Source organism: Agromyces kandeliae (assembly GCF_009674665.1).
GTDB lineage: Bacteria > Actinomycetota > Actinomycetes > Actinomycetales > Microbacteriaceae > Agromyces > Agromyces kandeliae.
Window position 1 is genome coordinate 203,240 of sequence record NZ_WKJD01000004.1, and the last position, 18,089, is coordinate 221,328.

An 18,089-nucleotide genomic window follows, 5' to 3' on the forward strand; every position below is an offset into this window, starting at 1 on the left:
GGTTCAGGCGGCCTGCTGCTCGAGGAGCGCGATCGCGGCGGGGAGGTCGTCGGGGGTCTTGACCGCGACCGTCGGCACGCCCTTCAGCGCGCGCTTGGCGAGGCCGACGAGCGCGCCGGCCGGCGCGAGCTCGATGATGCCGGTCACGCCCGCGTCGGCGAACGACGACATGCAGCGGTCCCAGCGCACCGGCGAGGCGACCTGGCCGACCAGCAGGTCGACGAAGTCCGTTCCGGATACCACGGTCGAGCCGTCGCGGTTCGTCCAGAGCGTGAGCGCGGGGTCCGCCGGGGAGAACGCGGAGGCGACTGCGGCGAGGCGATCGCGCGCTGGCTGCATGTAGCGCGTGTGGAACGCGCCGGCGACCTGCAGCGGGATGACCCGGGCGCCGGCCGGCGGCTCCGCCTTGAGCTGTTCGAGCGCCTCGAGGGCGCCCGCGACGACGATCTGGCCGCCGCCGTTGAAGTTCGCGGGCTCGAGGCCGAGCGACTCGAGCCGGGTGAGCAGTTCGGCCTCGTCTGCGCCGATGACCGCGCTCATGCCGGTCGCAACGGTCGCTGCGGCATCCGCCATCGCGCGCCCGCGCTCGGCGACGAAGCGCATCGCGTCGGCATCGCCGAGGACCCCGGTCGCGGCGGCCGCGGTGATCTCGCCGACCGAGTGGCCGGCGACGCCGCCGATGCGGGCGGCTCGGCCGTCGGCCGCGAGCGCGTCGAACGCCAGGATGCCGGCCGCGACGATGAGCGGCTGGGCGATCGCGGTGTCGCGGATCGTGTCGGCGTCGCTCTCGGTTCCGTGCAGCGCGAGGTCGACGCCGGCGGCCTCGGACAGCGCGGAGAGGCGCTCGGCGAATGCCGGCTCGGCGAGCCAGGGGGCGAGGAAACCGGGGGTCTGGGAGCCCTGACCAGGGCAGACGACGACGATCACCGTCTCAGTCTGCCAATCCCGCGCGGGGGATGTGTGTGCACTCGGCACAAGGTATTCGACGGACCCTTGTCCTGCGCGCACATATCACCCGTCAGTTCGACGGACGGCGGCGCGGCGTCGACTCGTGATCGCTCATCGACCCGATGATGAGCGCCGACTGCAGGATCAGCGCCTCACGTGCGCCCGTGGCATCCCACCCGATCACGTCGGAGACGCGCTTCAGGCGGTAGCGGACCGTGTTCGGATGCACGAACAGCTCACGCGCGGTCGCCTCGAGGGACCGGCCGTTGTCGAGGTAGCTCCAGAGCGTCGTGAGCAGCTCGGTCGAGTGCGCCTGCAACGGGCGGTAGATGCGATGCACGAGCGTTGCGCGGGCGAGCGGGTCGCCCGCGAGCGCACGCTCGGGGAGCAGGTCGTCGGCGTGCACCGGTCGGGGCGCGTGCCGCCACGACCGCGCGACCGCGAATCCCGCGAGGGCCGCCTTCGCGCTCTTCGACGCATCGACGAGGTTCGGCACCTCGTGTCCGAGCACCAGGTGACCGGGTCCGAAGTTCGACTCCAGCTGGGTGGCGATCTCGATGAACGAGAGCGCGGGCGCGGTCCCGACCGACTCCTCGGACTCGCCGCTGCTCGGCTCGGCCCGGCCGATCACGACGACCAGGCGATTGCCCTGCACGCCGATGAGGACGTCGGCGTGCATGTGCCGTGCGGCGCGGCGCACCTGGTCGACGTCGAACAGCTTCGGAGCCGTGCCGACGAGCACGGCGACCTCGCCGTGGCCGTGCCAGCCGAGCGCCGCGATGCGGCTCGGCAGCTCGTCGTCGTACTCGCCCGAGAGGATCGAGTCGACGACGAGCGCCTCGAGGCGCGCGTCCCAGAGGCCGCGCGCCTCGGCAGCACGTGCGTAGACGTCGGCGGCGGCGAACGCGATCTCGCGGGAGTAGAGCAGGATCGCCTCGCGGAGCGGCTCGCCGCCGTCCTTCACGCGCTCCTCGACGACCTCCACCGTCACCCGGATGAGCTGCAGCGTCTGCTGCAGGCTCACCGACCGCAGGAGTTCGCGCGGCGCCGCGCCGAAGACGTCGGCGGCGATCCACGGCGTCGACCGTGGATCGTCGAACCAGGCGATGAACGACGAGATGCCCGCCTGCGCGACGAGGCCCACCGCCGAGCGCCGGCTCGGCGGCATCTCGCCGTACCAGGGCAGCGTGTCCTCCAGGCGCTTCAGCGTCTGGGTCGAGAGCTCACCCGAGATGGTGCGCAACCACGCGAGGGTCTCCGCCTTGGTTCTGGGCTTCGTCGCCACCGTCTGGACGCCTGCTAGCTCTCGCCGCCGGCGTTGCCGGTCGTGCCCGCGTTCACGTCGTGGAGGCGGTACCGCTCGATCGCCTGCGCCGGCAGCGACCGGTCGACCTCGCCGCGCTCGGCGAGCAGCTGCAGCGTCCGAACCACGACCGAGGGGCCGTCGATCTTGAAGAATCGACGCGCCGCCGGGCGGGTGTCCGAGAAGCCGAAGCCGTCGGCGCCGAGCGTCGCGTACTGTCCGGGCACGAAGGGCCGGATCTGCTCCTGCACGGCGTGCATGAAGTCGGAGACGGCGACGAACGGACCGCGGGCGCCCGCGAGCTTCTGCGTGAGGTACGGCACGTGGCGCTCGGCGTCCGGGTGCAGGAAGTTGTGCTCGTCGGCGGCGAGGCCGTCGCGCGCGAGCTCCGACCAACTGGTCACCGACCACACGTCGGCCGAGATGCCCCAGTCCTGCGCGAGCAGGTGCTGCGCCTCGATGATCCACGGCACCGCGACGCCCGAGGCGAGCAGCTGCGCCTTCGGGCCCTCGCCCGAGCCCTCCGAGATGCGGTGGATGCCGCGGACGATGCCGTCCACGTCGACCGACTCGGGCTCGGCGGGCTGCACGAGCGGCTCGTTGTAGACCGTCAGGTAGTACATGACGTTCGGGTCGGCGTGGGTGCCGCCGTACATGCGATCCAGGCCCGACCGCATGATGTGGCCGATCTCGTAGCCGTACGCCGGGTCGTACGACACGACCGCCGGGTTGGTCGCCGCGAGGAGCGGCGAGTGCCCGTCGGCGTGCTGCAGGCCCTCGCCCGTGAGCGTCGTGCGGCCCGCGGTGGCGCCGATGATGAAGCCGCGCGCCATCTGGTCGCCCGCCGCCCACATCGCGTCGCCCGTGCGCTGGAAGCCGAACATCGAGTAGAAGACGTAGATCGGGATGAGCGGCTCGCCCTGCGTCGAGTAGGACGTGCCGACGGCGGTGAACGCGGCGAGCGCGCCCGCCTCGTTGATCCCGACGTGCACGATCTGGCCCTGCGGGCTCTCCTTGTAGGCCAGGAGCAGTTCGCGGTCGACCGACGTGTAGTGCTGGCCCATCGGGTTGTAGATCTTCGCGTTCGGGAAGAACGCGTCCATGCCGAACGTGCGGGCCTCGTCGGGGATGATCGGGACGATGCGGTTGCCGAAGTCCTTGGACCGCATGAGGTCCTTCAGGAGCCGGACGAACGCCATGGTCGTCGCGACCTCCTGCGTGCCCGACCCCTTCTTCGCGATCGCGTACGCCGAGTCGTCGGGCAGCGAGATGGCGGTGTGGTTCGATCGGCGCTCGGGGAGGTAGCCGCCGAGCTCGCGGCGTCGCTCGTGAAGGTACTGGATGGCCTCGTCGTCGTTGCCGGGGTGGTAGTACGGCGGCAGGTACGGGTTCTCCTCCAGCTGCGCGTCGGAGATCGGGATGCGCATGGTGTCGCGGAACGTCTTCAGGTTGTCCAGCGTCATCTTCTTCATCTGGTGGGTCGCGTTGCGCCCCTCGAACGCCGGACCGAGGCCGTAGCCCTTGATGGTCTTGGCGAGGATGACGGTGGGCTGGCCCTTGTGCTCGGTCGCCGCCTTGAACGCCGCGTAGACCTTCCGGTAGTCGTGGCCGCCGCGCTTGAGGTTCCAGATCTGCTCGTCGGAGAGGTCCTTGACGAGCTCCAGCGCGCGCGGGTCGCGCCCGAAGAAGTTCTCGCGCACGTACGCCCCGGACTCCGCCTTGTAGGTCTGGTAGTCGCCGTCGGGCGTGACGTTCATGAGGTTGCGCAGCGCGCCGTCCTGGTCGCGGGCGAGCAGGTCGTCCCACTCGCGGCCCCAGACGACCTTGATGACGTTCCAGCCGGCGCCGCGGAAGAAGCTCTCGAGCTCCTGGATGATCTTGCCGTTGCCGCGGACGGGGCCGTCGAGGCGCTGCAGGTTGCAGTTGATGACGAAGGTCAGGTTGTCCAGGCCCTCGTTCGCGGCGACCTGGAGCTGGCCGCGGCTCTCGACCTCGTCCATCTCGCCGTCGCCGAGGAACGCCCAGACGTGCTGGTCGGAGGCGTCCTTGATGCCGCGGTTGGTGAGGTACTTGTTCGCCTGCGCCTGGTAGATCGCGTTGATCGGGCCGAGGCCCATCGACACGGTCGGGAACTGCCAGAACTCCGGCATGAGGCGCGGGTGCGGGTAGGAGGACAGGCCCGCCGGAGCATGCGACTTCTCCTGGCGGAAGCCGTCGAGCTGGTCGGTCGACAGCCGGCCCTCGAGGAACGCGCGGGCGTACGTGCCGGGGGAGGCGTGCCCCTGGACGAAGATCTGGTCGCCGCCGCCGGGGTGGTCCTGGCCGCGGAAGAAGTGGTTGAACCCGACCTCGTACAGCGCCGCAGACGAGGCGTAGGTGGAGATGTGGCCGCCCACGCCGATGCCGGGGCGCTGCGCGCGGTGCACGAGCATCGCGGCGTTCCATCGGATCCAGGCGCGGTAGCGGCGCTCGAGCTCCTCGTCGCCGGGGAACGCGGGCTCGTTCTCGGGCGCGATCGTGTTCAGGTAGTCCGTGGTCGGCACCATGGGGACGCCGAGGTGGAGCTCCTTCGAGCGCTTGAGCAGGCTGAGCATGATCTCGCGCCCGCGCTGGTGGCCCTTCTCGGCGACGAGGGCGTCAAGGGACTCAGCCCACTCGTTGGTCTCCTCCGGATCGGAGTCCATCGCCTCGACCGAGTACGGGTCCTGGTCGTTGACAGTCACACTCGACCTCTCTCTTCAGCAGATCGTGCCTCTGAACCGTGCGTTGCGCACGACGAAGACCGGGTCACGGTCGGGGGCACCACGCCATCCTAGTGATTCTACGGCGGCCCATGACGGTCTAGGCTGGCGCGCGTCCAGTCAGAGCCCGAGGGAGGCTCCGTGATCCTCGGTTCCGGGGCGCCCGCGCCCGAGTTCGCACTGCCCGATCAGCACGGCGCATCGCACCGGCTCGCGGCGCTGCGCGGCGACCGGGCCGCCGTACTGGCGTTCGTGCCGTTCGCCTTCTCGCGCATCTGCACGGCCGAGCTGGCCGAGCTCGATGCCGCGTCCTCGATGTTCGACGCGGCGGGCGCCGACCTGTTCGTGGCGTCCGTCGACTCGAAGCACGCGCTGCGCGCGTGGGCCGAGGAGCAGGGCGTGCGGCTGACGCTCCTCTCCGACTTCTGGCCGCACGGTGCGGTCGCGCGCGCCTACGGCGCGTTCGACGAGGCGGCCGGGTTCGCGCGACGCGCCACCTTCGTGATCGGCGCCGACGGGGTCATCCGCTCGTCGTTCGAGGCGTCGCCGGGCGAGGCGCGCCCGCTCGCCGCGTATCGGGAGGCGCTCGCGGCGCTCGGGTGATCCCGATGCGGGCGGATGCCGCGGCCGCCGACGCTACGATCGAAGTGCCGCCGAGCGCGGCGGGGGCCTTTAGCTCAGTTGGTAGAGCGCCACGCTTACACCGTGGATGTCGTCGGTTCGAGCCCGGCAGGGCCCACCGGATCCTGTGCGAACGGAGGCGGGTCGCGGCCGGCGACCGCGGGCCCGGCTCACCGCGCGGTTCGGCGTAGGCTGGGCGGGTGCCAGTCCGCCTCGCCGACGTCCTCTCGACCGTGGAGCGCCTGTGGCCCGTCTCCGGCGCCGAACCGTGGGACGCGCCGGGGCTCGTGACCGGCGACCCGGCGAGCGAGGTCTCGCGCGTGCTCCTCGCGGTCGACGCCGTCGCGGCGACCGTCGACGAGGCCGTCGCCGAGGGCGCCGACCTGATCGTGGCGCACCATCCCCTCTTGCTTCGCGGCATCACCTCGATCGCCGAGGACCGCTACAAGGGCGCGCTGCTCGCGAAGCTCATCCGCGCCGACTGCGCGCTCGTCGGCGCGCACACGAACGCCGACGTCGTCGAGACCGGCACGTCGGCGGTGCTCGCCGAACGCCTCGGCCTCGTCGACGCGATCCCGATCGTGCCGAATGCGACGGTTGCCGCGCGAGGCCTCGGCCGCGTCGGGCGCCTCCCCGAGCCGACGACGCTGGGCCGGCTCGCGCGTCGCCTCGCCGAGATCCTCCCGCCCACGGCGACGGGCGTGCGCGTGGCGGGCGGGTTCGACGATCACGTCGAGACCGTCGCGGTCTGCGGCGGTGCGGGCGACTCGCTGCTCGCACACGAGGCCGTGCGGTCCGCCGACGTGTACGTCACGGCAGACCTGCGGCACCACCCGGCGTCCGAGGCACGTGAGCAGGCGATGCTCGGCGGCGGACCGGCGCTCGTGGACGTGTCGCACTGGGCCAGCGAATGGCTGTGGCTCGAGGCTGCGGCCCTCCAGCTCCGCGAGGCGCACCCCGACCTCGAGGTCGCGGTGAGCGACCTGCGCACCGACCCGTGGGACTTCCAGGTCGTGCAGTGACCCGCCCCGCGCCGAGCACCCGACCTCGATCCGTCCCGTTCCGAACCCCAACGAGGAGCACCACGTGAAGGCCAGCCCCGCCGACCAGGAGCAGCTGCTCCGCCTCCAGGCCATCGACACCCGACTGCAGCAGCTCGCGCATCGCCTGCGCTCACTCCCGCAGACGGCCGAGCTCGCGTCCCTCGCGGAGCGAGACACGGCGGTGCGCGGCCGGCGCGCCGAGGCGATCGGCGCCCTCGAGGACGCCCGCACCGAGCTCGGCCGCATCGAGTCGGACGTCGAGGTGGTCGAGAAGCGCATCGCCCGCGACGGCGACCGGCTGACGCACACCTCGTCCATGAAGGACGTGCAGGCGCTCGAGGCCGAGCTCGCCTCGCTCCGCAAGCGCCTCAGCGACCTCGAGGACGCCGAGCTCGTCGTGATGGAGAAGGTGGAGGAGGCCGAGTCGCACGTCGCCGGGATCGACCGCGAGCGGGCCGAGCTCGCCGAGTCGACCGCGACGCTCGAGGCCGCACGTGACGAGGCGGCCGGAGGGCTCGGCACCGAGCGCGAGCAGGCGGAGCGCGACCGGGGGACCCTCGCCGGGACGATCCCCGACGACCTGCTCCGCTTCTACGAGGACCGTCGGGTCCGGGGCGGCGGCATCGGCGCGGCCCTGCTCCGCCAGCGCACGTGCGGCGGCTGCACGATCACGCTCACCGGGTCCGACCTCGAGGCGGTCCGCCGCACCCCCGACGACGAGGTCGTGCAGTGCCCGGAGTGCGACCGGATCCTCGTGCGAACGGCGGAATCCGGGCTTTGACCGGCGCACCGCGCCCGGAGCGGTAGCCTTGAGGGGCGAGCGGGTCGGCAAGACGGCCGCGTCGCCCGAGAGATCGGGTGCCGAGGAACGTCCGGGCTCCGCAGGGCAGGACGGTGGGTAACGCCCACCCGGGGCAACCCGCGAGACAGTGCCACAGAAAGCAGACCGCCACGGGCCTCGGCCCGCGGTAAGGGTGAAACGGTGGGGTAAGAGCCCACCAGCGGCCGCGGTGACGCGGTCGGCTCGGTAAACCTCGTCCGGAGCAAGGTCAGACAGGGGACCATGGGGCTGCCCGTCCCGTCCCCGGGTAGGCCGCTGGAGGGCTGCGGTGACGCAGCTCCGAGAGAGATGGCCGTCCAGCCGGTGTCGCGCAAGCGCCCGGTGAACAGAACCCGGCGTATCAGCCGGCCCGCTCGCCCCACCCGCCCGTGACGGGCGCGGGACTCAGAACCTCGCCGCGAGGGCGGCGGCGCCGAGGATGCCGGCGTTGTTGCGGTGCACGGCGGGCACGATGGGCGTCTTCAGGTCGAGCAGCGGCAGGAACTCATCGTGGTGCTTGGACACCCCGCCGCCGACGATGAAGAGGTCGGGCGAGAACAGGAATTCCACGTGCGAGTAGTAGCGCTGGAGCCGATCGGCCCACTGCGTCCACGACAGGTCCTCGCGCTCCATCGCGGAGTACGCGGCGCGCGACTCGGCGTCGTGCCCGTCGATCTCGAGATGCCCGAGTTCGCTGTTCGGCACGACGACGCCGTCGAAGATGAGCGCCGAGCCGATCCCCGTGCCCAGCGTCGTCAGGATGACGAGGCCGTCCTCGTCCTTGGCGGCGCCGAACGTGGCCTCGGCGTAGCCGGCGGCATCCGCATCGTTGATGAAGTGGATCTCGCTCCGCAGTTCCTTCTCGAACATCCGCTCGGCATCCAGGCCGATCCACTCGTCAGAGACGTTCGCCGCGGACAGCGTGCGGCCGTGCTTGACGATCGCGGGGAAGCACACGCCGAGCGGCAGGGAGGTGTGGCCGCGGTCGGCGACCTCCGCCAGGAGCTCCGCGGTGGCCTGCAGGATGTCGGCGGGCCGACCGCCGGGCGGCGTCTTCACCTTGATGCGGTCGGTGACCAGTTCGCCGGTGCCGAGGTCGACCACAGCGCCCTTGATGCCGGTTCCGCCGATGTCGATGCCGATCGCGCGTTCAGTCGCCATGGCGCCACGATACCGCGCACGGGCGGCGTGCCCGGGCCGACGCGGGCGTCCGGGCAAGGTGATCAGGGCAGGGTCAGGATCTCCGCGCCGCGCTCGGTGACGACGAGCGTGTGCTCGAACTGCGCGGTCAGCGACCGGTCGCGCGTGACGACGGTCCAGTCGTCCGACCACAGGTCCCACTCGGTCGTCCCGAGGGTCAGCATCGGCTCGATCGTGAAGACCATCCCGGTCTCCAGCACCGAGGTCGCGGCCGGGTCGTCGAAGTGCGGGATGACGAGCCCGGTGTGGAACGCCCGTCCCACGCCGTGGCCCGTGTAGTCGCGCACCACGCCGTACCCGAACCGCTTGGCGTACGACTCAATGGCCCGGCCGATGACGTTCACCTGCCGGCCCGGGGCGACGGCGCGGATGCCGCGGGCCAGCGCCTCGCGCGTGCGGTCGACCAGCAGCCGCGACTCCTCGTCGGCCTCGCCGACCGGGAAGGTGGCGTTCGTGTCGCCGTGCATGCCGTCGAGGAAGGCGGTCACGTCGATGTTGACGAGGTCGCCCTCGTCGAGCACGGTGTCGTCGGGGATGCCGTGGCAGATCACCTCGTTCACCGACGTGCACGAGGACTTCGGGTACCCGCGGTAGCCGAGCGTCGACGGGTAGGCGCCGTGCGACACGACGTACTCGTGCGCGATCCGGTCGAGTTCGTCGGTCGTCACGCCGGGGCGGATGGCCGCCGCGGCGGCCTCGATGGCGCCGGCCGCGATCCGCCCTGCCGCTCGGATCCGCTCGACCTCGTCAGGCGTGTACCGATCGCCGCCCGTGTTCGGCGAGGGCGCCGCACGGCCCACGTACTCGGGGCGTGCGATCGTCGTCGGCACCGCGCGCGTCGGTGAGAGTCGGCCGGAGATCAGGTGGCCGGCGGGGTCCTTGGGCATAGGATCAGCCTATGTCGAGGGACGTGGAGCATCAGTTCTGGTACAACCTCAACACGGGTGAGGTCGAAGAGGGGTTGGTCTCGCCGGCCGTCGAGCGTGTCGGTCCGTTCGAGACTCGGGCCGAGGCGGAGCAGGCCCTGGAGATCCTCCGCGCCAACAGCGCGAAGTGGGCCGAGGAGGAGGCCGCCGAGGAGTGAGCGGCCCAGGCGGCCGGGCGGACCGTCAGTAGGAGTGCTCGTCCGTCGGGTAGGCGCCCGAGGCGACATCCGCCCGCCATTCCCGGGCGGCGTCGCCGAGCACGCTCGCCAGGTTCGCGTACTGCTTGACGAACCGCGGGATCCGGCCGGTGGTCAGCCCGGCCCAGTCGGTCCACACGAGCAGCTGTCCGTCGCAGTGCGGGCCCCCGCCCACCGAGATCGTCGGGATGTGGAGCAGCTCGGTGACCTGCCGTGCGGCGTCCGCCGGCACCATCTCGAGGACGACGGCGAACGCACCGGCGTCCTGGACCGCCCGGGCGTCGGCGAGCAGCTGCTTCACGCCCTCGCCGCGCCCCTGGATGATGTGACCGCCCAGCCCGTGCTCGCTCTGCGGCGTGTACCCGATGTGCGCCATGACCGGGATGCCCGCGCCGACGATGCGGCGGATCTGCTTCTGGCTGCGTTCGCCGCCCTCGAGCTTGACCGCGTGCGCGCCGGCCTCCTTCATGAAGCGGATGGCGGTGTGCAGCGCCTCGTCGGGTCCGTTCTCGTACGAGCCGAACGGCATGTCGGCGATGACGAACGAGCGCTCGACCGCGCCGGCGACGGCGCGCGTGAGCGGGATGAGCTCGTCGACGGTGACCGGAAGGGTCGTCTCGTACCCGAGCACGTTGTTGCCGGCCGAGTCCCCGACGAGCAGGAAGTCGACGCCGGCCTCGTCGAAGATGCGCGCAGTGAGCTGGTCGTAGCTCGTGAGGCCGGTGATCTTGATGCCGTCGCGCTTGGCGTTCTGGAAGTGCCGCGTGCGGACTCGCTTCGGGCCCCCCGCGGTGCTCGAGGCGCCGCCGTAGGGGTTCTCGGCCACGGGGGCCTCGGAGGGGGTCGCTGCGCCGTCGGATGCGTGGTCGGACATGGCGCCAGTCTCGCACAGCACCGCCGTCATCCGGGCGGGAGCGCGGGGCCCGACCGACTACGCTGAGAGCATCGAGGAAGGGTGTGCATGGACAAGCAGCGCGACTTCGTTCTCCGGACCATCGAGGAACGAGGAGTCAAGTTCGTCAGGCTCTGGTTCACGGACGTCGTCGGCACGCTGAAGTCGGTCGCGATCGCGCCGGCCGAGGTCGAGGGGGCGTTCACCGAGGGCATCGGCTTCGACGGGTCGGCGATCGAGGGTCTCAGTCGGACCTTCGAGTCCGACCTCCTCGCGTACCCCGACCCGACCACCTTCCAGACCCTGCCGTGGCGCGGTGACATCGACCCCACGGCGCGCATGTTCTGCGACATCACCACTCCCGACGGCGAGCCGGCCGTCGCCGACCCGCGCAACGTCCTCAAGCGCACGCTCGCGCGCGCCGCCGACGCCGGGTTCACGTTCTACACGCACCCCGAGATCGAGTTCTACCTGCTCAAGTCCTCGAAGTACGGCCCCGAGGGCCCGCAGCCCGTCGACTCGGCCGGGTACTTCGACAACGTCCCCGGTGGCACGGCGCACGACTTCCGACGTCGGTCCGTCCGGATGCTGGAGGACCTCGGCATCTCGGTGGAGTTCAGCCACCACGAGGCCGGTCCGGGACAGAACGAGATCGACCTCCGCTACGCCGACGCGCTGACGACGGCCGACAACATCATGACCTTCCGCACGGTCGTGAAGGAGGTCGCCATCGAGCAGGGCGTCTACGCGACGTTCATGCCGAAGCCGTTCTCCGACAAGCCCGGTTCGGGCATGCACACGCACCTGTCGCTCTTCGAGGGCGACGCGAACGCCTTCTACGAGCCGGGCGCGCAGTACCAGCTCTCCAAGATCGGCCGCCAGTTCATCGCGGGCCTCCTCCGCCACGCGAACGAGATCTCGGCCGTCACGAACCAGTTCGTGAACTCCTACAAGCGGCTCTGGGGCGGAGACGAGGCCCCGAGCTTCATCTGCTGGGGTCACAACAACCGGTCGGCCCTCGTGCGCGTGCCGCTGTACAAGCCGAACAAGGGGCAGAGCGCGCGCGTCGAGTACCGCGCCATCGACTCCGCCGCGAACCCCTACCTGGCGTTCTCGCTGCTGCTCGCCGCGGGCCTCAAGGGCATCGAGGAGGGGTACGAACTCCCCTCCGAGGCCGAGGACGACGTGTGGGCCCTGACCGACAGCGAGCGGCGCGCGCTCGGGTACCGACCTCTGCCGGCGAGTCTCGACCACGCCATCGAGTACATGGAGACGTCCGAGCTCGTCGCGGACACGCTGGGCGAGCACGTCTTCAACTACGTGCTCGCGAACAAGCGTGCCGAATGGCGCGACTACCGCACGCAGGTCACTCCGTTCGAGTTGTACCGCAACCTCGAGATCCTCTGACGGTCGGCACCGGATGACGCGCACCGCCCCGACCCTCGGTGCGTTGGCGCGCGCCGGCTTCAACGACCTCGACCTCGCGGCGGCCGCGTCGGTCGACCTCGCCGAGGCCGCCGGCGTCGAGCCGGAGGAACTGGTCGACGCGCTCGGTGCGGCCGCCGACCCCGACCAGGCGCTCGAGGAACTCCGACGACTCCACGAGCGCGCTCCCGAGCGGGTCGGTGCCGTCCTGCGCGACGCCGCCGCACTCGACCGCGCCGCGCGCCTCCTCGGCGCGTCTCGCGGGTTCGCCGAGTTCTTCCTCCGCAACATCGACGAGCTCGGACTGCTGCACCAGCGACCGACTCCGCCGCCGTCGCAGGCGGAGGCCGCGGCGGACCTGGTCGCGGCCGTGGCATCCGTCGACGCGCCACGGGCGCACCTGGCCGATGCCGGAGCCCGCGCGTTGCGCGTCGGATACCGGCGCCTGCTCGCCGGCGTCGCGATCTGGGACCTCACGCGCGCGGATGCGGTCGACGCGCTGGACGTCGTCGCCTCGGGACTCGCCGACCTGGCCGGGGGAGCGATCGACGCCGCACTGCACCTGTCCCGGAGGCTCGTCGCTCGCGCCGACGGGGAGCCGGCCGCGCCCGGGCGGTTCCCGGCGGCGCAGGTCGAGGCGACCCGCCTCGCCGTGATCGGCATGGGCAAGGCCGGCGCGGGGGAGCTCAACTACGTGAGCGACGTCGACGTCATCTTCGTCGCGGAGTCCGCCGACGAGGAGACCGCGACGACGCCGCGCGCCCTGGAGATCGCGACGAGGCTCGCCATGACGACGATGCGCGCGATCGGGGAACCCGGGATCGAGCCGCCGCTGTGGGAGGTCGATCCGAACCTGCGCCCCGAGGGCAAGGACGGCGCGCTCGTGCGCACCCTCGATTCGCACCTCCAGTACTACGACCGTTGGGCGAAGAGCTGGGAGTTCCAGGCCCTGCTCAAGGCGCGCCCGCTCGCCGGCGATCCCGACCTCGGCGCACGATACGCAGAGGGCGTCGCCCCGAAGGTCTGGTCGAGCTCGTCGCGGGAGGGGTTCGTCGAGTCGGTCCAGCGCATGCGGGAACGCGTCACCGACCACATCCCGTCCGACGAGGTCGACGTCCAACTGAAGCTCGGTCCGGGCGGCCTTCGCGACATCGAGTTCACCGTGCAGCTGCTGCAGCTGGTCCACGGTGCCACCGACGAGGCGATCCGCCAGGCCGGAACGCTGCCCGCCCTCGCGGCGCTCGCCGAGCACGGCTACGTCGGCCGCGAGGAGGCCGCCGAGTTCTCCCGCGACTACCGCGTGCTGCGCGTGCTCGAGCACCGGCTGCAGCTCGCGCGCCTGCGCCGCACGCACCTCATGCCGCGCGAGGACGCGGAGCGACGGACCCTCGCGCGCGCGTCCGGGCTGGCACGGACGGCCGGCGAGATCACCGAGACCTGGCAGGCGACGCGGCGCCGCGTCCGCGGACTGCACGAGCGCCTGTTCTACCGCCCCCTGCTCTCGGCGGTCGCCGCCCTGCCCGCCGAGGGGCTCGAGCTCACGAGCGCCCAGGCCGAGGCGCGACTCGCCGCGATCGGCTTCACCGACCCGCGCGGGGCGCTGGCGCACATCGCCGCGCTCACCGCGGGCGTGTCGCGACGCGCGACCATCCAGCGCCACCTCATGCCCGTGCTGATCTCGTGGTTCGCGGGCGGCGCCGACCCCGACTACGGCCTGCTCGCCTTCCGAAGGATCAGCGACGCGCTCGGCACCACGCATTGGTACCTCCGCCTGCTCCGCGACTCGTCGGACGCCGCGCTGCGCCTGACCCGCGTCCTGTCCGGATCGCGCTTCGCCGGCGAACTGCTCGAGCACATCCCCGAAGCGGTGGCGTGGCTCGAGGACGTCGACGAGCTCCGTCCGCGTCCGCTTCCGGCGCTGCGCGAGGCGGGTGACGCCGTCCTCGCCCGCCACGGCGACCTGGAGGCCGCGGCGAAGGTGATCCGCGCGATGCGCCGTCGTGAAGTGCTCCGGCTCGCCCTCGCCGCCATCCTCGACGTCTGCACGGTCGAGGAGCTCGGGCGCGGCCTGAGCGACGTCGCCGAGGCCCACCTGGAGTCGCTGCTCCGGGCGATCCGACGTGGCGACGACGGCATCGAGTTCGCCGTCATCGGCATGGGTCGGTTCGGAGGCCGCGAGCTCGGGATCGGCTCCGACACCGACATCCTCTACGTCTACCGTCCGACGACGGCCGAGCCGGATGCCGCGCACAGCCGAGCGCTGAAGATCGTCTCGGAGCTCGTCCGTACGAGCGAGGACGCGCGACTGCCGTTCGAACTCGATGCGGGCCTTCGCCCCGAGGGCCGGAACGGCGTCGTCGCCCGCTCGCTCGAGGCGTACCGGGCGTACTACGCCCGCTGGTCGCTCACCTGGGAGGCTCAGGCGCTGCTCCGGGCGCGCGGCGTCGCCGGAGACCGGGCGCTCATCGAGGCATTCACCGAACTCGCGGACACCGTCCGCTACCCGACCACGATCGCCGAGCAGGAGGTGCGCGAGGTCAAGCGCATCAAGGCGCGCGTCGAGAACGAGCGATTGCCGCAGGGCGCCGATCCGACACGGCACCTGAAGCTCGGGCGCGGATCGTTGAGCGATGTCGAATGGTTCGTGCAGCTCATCCAACTCGAGCACGCGGCGACCGTGCCCGCACTCCGGACCGCATCGACGCTCGACGCGCTCTCGGCCTCGGTCGACGCCGGACTGGTCGACGATGCCGACGCCGAGACGCTGCGCTCGGCCTGGGTCCTCGCCTCGCGCGCGCGATCGGCCCTGACGCTCTGGCTCGACAAGACGACCGACGTGCTCCCGGTGGAGCGAACCCAGCTCGAGGGCGTCGCCCGCATCATGGGCTACCCGCCCGGCTCGGCCACGGCGCTCGAGCACGACTACCTCGCCGTCACCCGCCGTGCACGGGCGGTCTTCGAGCGCGGGTTCTACGGCGTCGAACCGCGGCGCGAACCGACGGTCGGCTGAGCGCCGGGCCGTTCGCCTTCACCACGTCACGGGCGACGTGCAGCACGACGACGTGCCCGCAGGCCAACGACACGAGGGCCCGTGTCGCAGAACGCGACACGGGCCCTCGGCTCTCTGGGGGGATGGGGGGAGAGAGTCTAGACGCCGAAGTACAGCTCGAACTCGAACGGGTGGGGACGCTGAGCCAGCGGCTTCAGTTCCTTCTCGCGCTTGTAGTCGATCCAGGTCTCGATGAGCTCCTTGGTGAACACGCCGCCCTCGAGGAGGAAGTCGTGGTCGGCCTCGAGTGCGTCGAGCACGGCGTCGAGCGAACCCGGCACCTGCGGGATCGCCTTGGCCTCCTCCGGCGGGAGCTCGTAGAGGTCCTTGTCGACGGGCTCGTGCGGCTCGATGCGGTTCTTGATGCCGTCGAGGCCGGCCATGAGCTGCGCGGCGAAAGCGAGGTACGGGTTGCCCGACGCATCCGGAGCGCGGAACTCGATGCGCTTGGCCTTGGGGTTCGTGCCCGTGATCGGGATGCGGATCGCGGCGGAACGGTTGCCCGCCGAGTACACGAGGTTGACGGGAGCCTCGAAGCCCGGAACGAGGCGGTGGTAGGAGTTCACCGTCGGGTTCGTGAAGGCGAGCAGCGCGGGGGCGTGGCGGAGGATGCCGCCGATGTACCAGCGCGCGACGTCGGACAGGCCGCCGTAGCCGGCCTCGTCGTAGAACAGCGGCTTGCCGTCGTTCCACAGCGACTGGTGGGTGTGCATCCCCGAGCCGTTGTCGCCGAAGAGCGGCTTCGGCATGAAGGTCGCGGTCTTGCCCCACTCGTTCGCGGTGTTCTTGACGATGTACTTGAACTTCAGGATGTCGTCGGCCGCGTGGACCATCGTGTCGAAGCGGTAGTTGATCTCCGCCTGGCCGCCCGTGCCGACCTCGTGGTGGGCGCGCTCGAGGATGAGCCCGGCCTCGATCAGCTTGAGCGAGATGTCGTCGCGCAGGTCGGCCTGCTTGTCGACCGGGGAGACGGGGAAGTAGCCGCCCTTGTACGGGGTCTTGTTGCCGAGGTTGCCGCCCTCTTCGGTGCGACCGGAGTTCCAGGCGCCCTCCTCGGAGTCGACCGAGTAGAAGCTCGAGTTCTGCTTCACCTCGTAGCGGACGTCGTCGAAGATGTAGAACTCGGCCTCGGGAGCGAAGTACGCGGTGTCGGCGATGCCCGTGGACGCGAGGTACTTCTCGGCCTTCTTGGCGACCTGACGCGGGTCCTTGGCGTAGATCTCGCCGTTGCGCGGGTTGTAGATGTCGAACACCATGATCAGCGTGCGCTCGGCCCGGAAGGGATCGATGTACGCCGTGGAGACGTCGGGGATCAGCTGCATGTCGGACTCGTGGATCGACGCGAAGCCGCGGATCGAGGAGCCGTCGAAGAGCTGGCCGACGGTGAAGAAGTCCTCGTCGACAGTGGAGGCCGGGATGTTGAAGTGCTGCTGCACACCCGGAAGATCGGTGAAACGGATGTCGAGGAACTTGACGTCCGTCTCCTTGATGAACTTGAGGACTTCGGAAGAATCACTGAACATGTGACGGTGCTCCAAGGGCAGGTAGAGGGCGAGGACGCAGTCGTTCGACCGGTTGCGACGTTATCCGGGCGGGGTTTCCCTGCCGTGACACCAATGTTTCGACCGTGTTACACGGTGTGCGATCGGTAGACTCGTCCGGTGCCAGACCCCGCGAACCCGACCGGCGACATCCCACCCAGCAGGTACCCGGGCGAACGGCTCGGGCTTCCGGAGGAGGGCGCGGGGTCCGTCGGGCGAGTCGGCCGCCGCCTCGCGGCGATCATGGTCGACTGGATCATCGCGAACGTCATCGCGCTGCTGGTGGGCCCGTACGCATCGACGGCGCAGTCGTGGGCGACGCTCGGCATCTTCGCGCTGATGCAGGTGCTCTTCATCCCGACGATCGGCGGCAGCGTCGGTCACCGCCTGCTCGGCATGCGCGTCGTGGCGGTCCGTGGCGGATGGGTCGGGTCGTGGCGTCCGATCGTGCGCACGCTCCTGCTGGTCGTCGTCGTCCCGGCGCTCGTCTGGGACTCGGACCAGCGTGGATTCCACGACAAGGTCGCCGGAACCGTCCTGATCCGCGCCTGAGCGGCGTTCCGTTCCGGACACGACTGCGGCATCCGCCCTGGTGAACGGATGCCGCAGGCCGATGGTCGCCGGTCAGCGCATGCGACCGCGCTGCGGACGCACCCGCATCGGGTCGACGCCCTTGGGGATCGGGAGCGGGGCCTGGAGCGAGTTCAGCCGGTTCGTGACCGCGAGTACCTCGGGCTTGGTCAGGGTCCGCTTCGTCTTCCGGAGCGTCGCGGCGAGCCGGTGGAGTTCGACCGAACCCTCCTCGTGGCCCACCGAGAGCGTGCGCACGGGGACGTTCGGCAGCACTCGCTCGACCTTGCGCTTCTCGTCGGCGAGCATGCGCTCGGTCCGCGACCGCGGGCCCTCGCTGATCAGCACGACGCCGCCGCGACCGACCGCGCGGTAGACGGCGTCCTGCGTCTTGCCGTTCACGGCCACCGGCATCTCGTTGCCGACCCAGTTGCCGCGGAGGCCGCTGCGGAGCACCGCGCCGACCGCGCCGGGCTGGCCGTCGATCTGCGAGTACGCCGCGCGCTCGGCGCGCCGGCCGAGGATCACCAGCGCGATGAGCAGGCCCGCGAGCACGCCCGCGATGATCCACAGCGCGATCGTGAAGCCGTTGCCGCCGCTCAGCCACAGTGCGAGCCCGAGGCCGACGGCGACGGGTGCCAGGAAGCCGAGGAGCATGAGCCACTGGGCGCTGGAGTCGTAGCGGCGGGTCATCTGGAAGACCTGCCACATCTGCTTCATGCGGCCGGGCTCCTTCGGGGGCTTGGGAGCGGACCCGGCGTCCTTGGTGCGTGCCATGCGTCAAGGATACCGGCGGTCGAGGGGCCGCTCGGA

Annotated in this window: 15 protein-coding genes, 1 tRNA gene and 1 other RNA gene; 9 read left to right on the plus strand and 8 right to left on the minus strand. The window is 71.0% G+C overall.

Translation table 11 applies throughout. The features are described from left to right. Positions 1–3: 3 nt before the first annotated feature. From GJR97_RS02125 to aceE, 3 genes are all read right to left on the minus strand, one after another. The gene (locus GJR97_RS02125) at positions 4–927 is read right to left on the minus strand and encodes an ACP S-malonyltransferase (RefSeq protein WP_324613028.1); all 924 of its coding nucleotides are present in this window, start codon (positions 925–927) and stop codon (positions 4–6) included. A 91-nt stretch (positions 928–1,018) separates the two neighbouring features. Continuing rightward, the gene (locus GJR97_RS02130; RefSeq protein ID WP_324613029.1) at positions 1,019–2,233 is read right to left on the minus strand and encodes a PucR family transcriptional regulator; all 1,215 of its coding nucleotides are present in this window, start codon (positions 2,231–2,233) and stop codon (positions 1,019–1,021) included. A gap of 14 nt (positions 2,234–2,247) precedes the next feature. Then, positions 2,248–4,974, minus strand: a complete 2,727-nt coding sequence (gene aceE / locus GJR97_RS02135; protein ID WP_324613030.1) for a pyruvate dehydrogenase (acetyl-transferring), homodimeric type — start codon at positions 4,972–4,974, stop codon at positions 2,248–2,250. A 159-nt stretch (positions 4,975–5,133) separates the two neighbouring features. Here aceE and GJR97_RS02140 point away from each other — a divergent pair, with 159 nt between their 5' ends. The 5 genes from GJR97_RS02140 (at position 5,134) to rnpB (ending at position 7,853) form a co-directional block, all read left to right on the plus strand. After that, a complete protein-coding gene (locus tag GJR97_RS02140) occupies positions 5,134–5,595 on the plus strand; it encodes a peroxiredoxin (RefSeq protein ID WP_324613031.1) in 462 nt (153 codons plus the stop codon). Between the two features lie 63 nt (positions 5,596–5,658). Continuing rightward, positions 5,659–5,731, plus strand: a tRNA-Val gene (locus GJR97_RS02145). 82 nt (positions 5,732–5,813) lie between these two features. Then, complete coding sequence (locus GJR97_RS02150) at positions 5,814–6,635, plus strand: Nif3-like dinuclear metal center hexameric protein (RefSeq protein ID WP_324613032.1); 822 nt, start codon at positions 5,814–5,816, stop codon at positions 6,633–6,635. A gap of 64 nt (positions 6,636–6,699) precedes the next feature. Continuing rightward, positions 6,700–7,437 (plus strand): zinc ribbon domain-containing protein, encoded by a 738-nt coding sequence (locus tag GJR97_RS02155; protein ID WP_324613033.1) that lies wholly within the window; start codon positions 6,700–6,702, stop codon positions 7,435–7,437. 40 nt (positions 7,438–7,477) lie between these two features. Next, positions 7,478–7,853: RNase P RNA component class A (gene rnpB, locus GJR97_RS02160), an RNA gene on the plus strand. Between the two features lie 28 nt (positions 7,854–7,881). Here rnpB and ppgK read toward each other — a convergent pair. Both ppgK and map read right to left on the minus strand, forming a co-directional pair. After that, positions 7,882–8,637, minus strand: coding sequence for a polyphosphate--glucose phosphotransferase (ppgK, locus tag GJR97_RS02165; protein WP_154344861.1), 756 nt, complete (start codon positions 8,635–8,637; stop codon positions 7,882–7,884). 62 nt (positions 8,638–8,699) lie between these two features. Beyond that, entirely contained in the window at positions 8,700–9,563 is an 864-nt protein-coding gene (gene map, locus GJR97_RS02170; protein ID WP_154344862.1) for a type I methionyl aminopeptidase, read from the minus strand. 11 nt (positions 9,564–9,574) lie between these two features. Between map and GJR97_RS02175 the strand changes: the two genes are divergently transcribed. Continuing rightward, positions 9,575–9,760 (plus strand): SPOR domain-containing protein, encoded by a 186-nt coding sequence (locus GJR97_RS02175; protein WP_129233531.1) that lies wholly within the window; start codon positions 9,575–9,577, stop codon positions 9,758–9,760. A 25-nt stretch (positions 9,761–9,785) separates the two neighbouring features. Here GJR97_RS02175 and panB read toward each other — a convergent pair whose 3' ends face one another. Next, a complete protein-coding gene (gene panB / locus GJR97_RS02180; RefSeq protein WP_154344863.1) occupies positions 9,786–10,673 on the minus strand; it encodes a 3-methyl-2-oxobutanoate hydroxymethyltransferase in 888 nt (295 codons plus the stop codon). Positions 10,674–10,760: 87 nt separating this feature from the next. Here panB and GJR97_RS02185 point away from each other — a divergent pair, with 87 nt between their 5' ends. Both GJR97_RS02185 and GJR97_RS02190 read left to right on the plus strand, forming a co-directional pair. Beyond that, a complete protein-coding gene (locus GJR97_RS02185) occupies positions 10,761–12,098 on the plus strand; it encodes a glutamine synthetase family protein (protein ID WP_154344864.1) in 1,338 nt (445 codons plus the stop codon). A 13-nt stretch (positions 12,099–12,111) separates the two neighbouring features. Next, complete coding sequence (locus GJR97_RS02190) at positions 12,112–15,126, plus strand: bifunctional [glutamine synthetase] adenylyltransferase/[glutamine synthetase]-adenylyl-L-tyrosine phosphorylase (protein WP_154344865.1); 3,015 nt, start codon at positions 12,112–12,114, stop codon at positions 15,124–15,126. Positions 15,127–15,263: 137 nt separating this feature from the next. On the opposite strand, the gene glnA is transcribed toward GJR97_RS02190, so the two are convergent. Further along, positions 15,264–16,688, minus strand: coding sequence for a type I glutamate--ammonia ligase (gene glnA, locus GJR97_RS02195; RefSeq protein WP_154344866.1), 1,425 nt, complete (start codon positions 16,686–16,688; stop codon positions 15,264–15,266). A 138-nt stretch (positions 16,689–16,826) separates the two neighbouring features. Between glnA and GJR97_RS02200 the strand changes: the two genes are divergently transcribed. Beyond that, positions 16,827–17,258 carry an RDD family protein gene (locus GJR97_RS02200; RefSeq protein WP_324613034.1) on the plus strand — a complete coding sequence of 144 codons (432 nt, stop codon included), beginning with the start codon at positions 16,827–16,829 and terminating at the stop codon, positions 17,256–17,258. Positions 17,259–17,330: 72 nt separating this feature from the next. Here GJR97_RS02200 and GJR97_RS02205 read toward each other — a convergent pair whose 3' ends face one another. Next, on the minus strand, positions 17,331–18,053 hold the full coding sequence (locus GJR97_RS02205; protein ID WP_154344867.1) for a DUF4191 domain-containing protein: 723 nt from the start codon (positions 18,051–18,053) through the stop codon (positions 17,331–17,333). Positions 18,054–18,089 lie beyond the last annotated feature (36 nt).

Coding starts and splice junctions, on each gene's coding strand:
- ppgK (WP_154344861.1), bottom strand. CDS start 8,637: ATGGCGACTGAACGCGCGATCGGCATCGACATCGGCGGAACCGGCATC.
- GJR97_RS02205 (WP_154344867.1), bottom strand. CDS start 18,053: ATGGCACGCACCAAGGACGCCGGGTCCGCTCCCAAGCCCCCGAAGGAG.
- GJR97_RS02190 (WP_154344865.1), top strand. CDS start 12,112: ATGACGCGCACCGCCCCGACCCTCGGTGCGTTGGCGCGCGCCGGCTTC.
- glnA (WP_154344866.1), bottom strand. CDS start 16,688: ATGTTCAGTGATTCTTCCGAAGTCCTCAAGTTCATCAAGGAGACGGAC.
- map (WP_154344862.1), bottom strand. CDS start 9,563: ATGCCCAAGGACCCCGCCGGCCACCTGATCTCCGGCCGACTCTCACCG.
- GJR97_RS02175 (WP_129233531.1), top strand. CDS start 9,575: ATGTCGAGGGACGTGGAGCATCAGTTCTGGTACAACCTCAACACGGGT.
- GJR97_RS02185 (WP_154344864.1), top strand. CDS start 10,761: ATGGACAAGCAGCGCGACTTCGTTCTCCGGACCATCGAGGAACGAGGA.
- panB (WP_154344863.1), bottom strand. CDS start 10,673: ATGTCCGACCACGCATCCGACGGCGCAGCGACCCCCTCCGAGGCCCCC.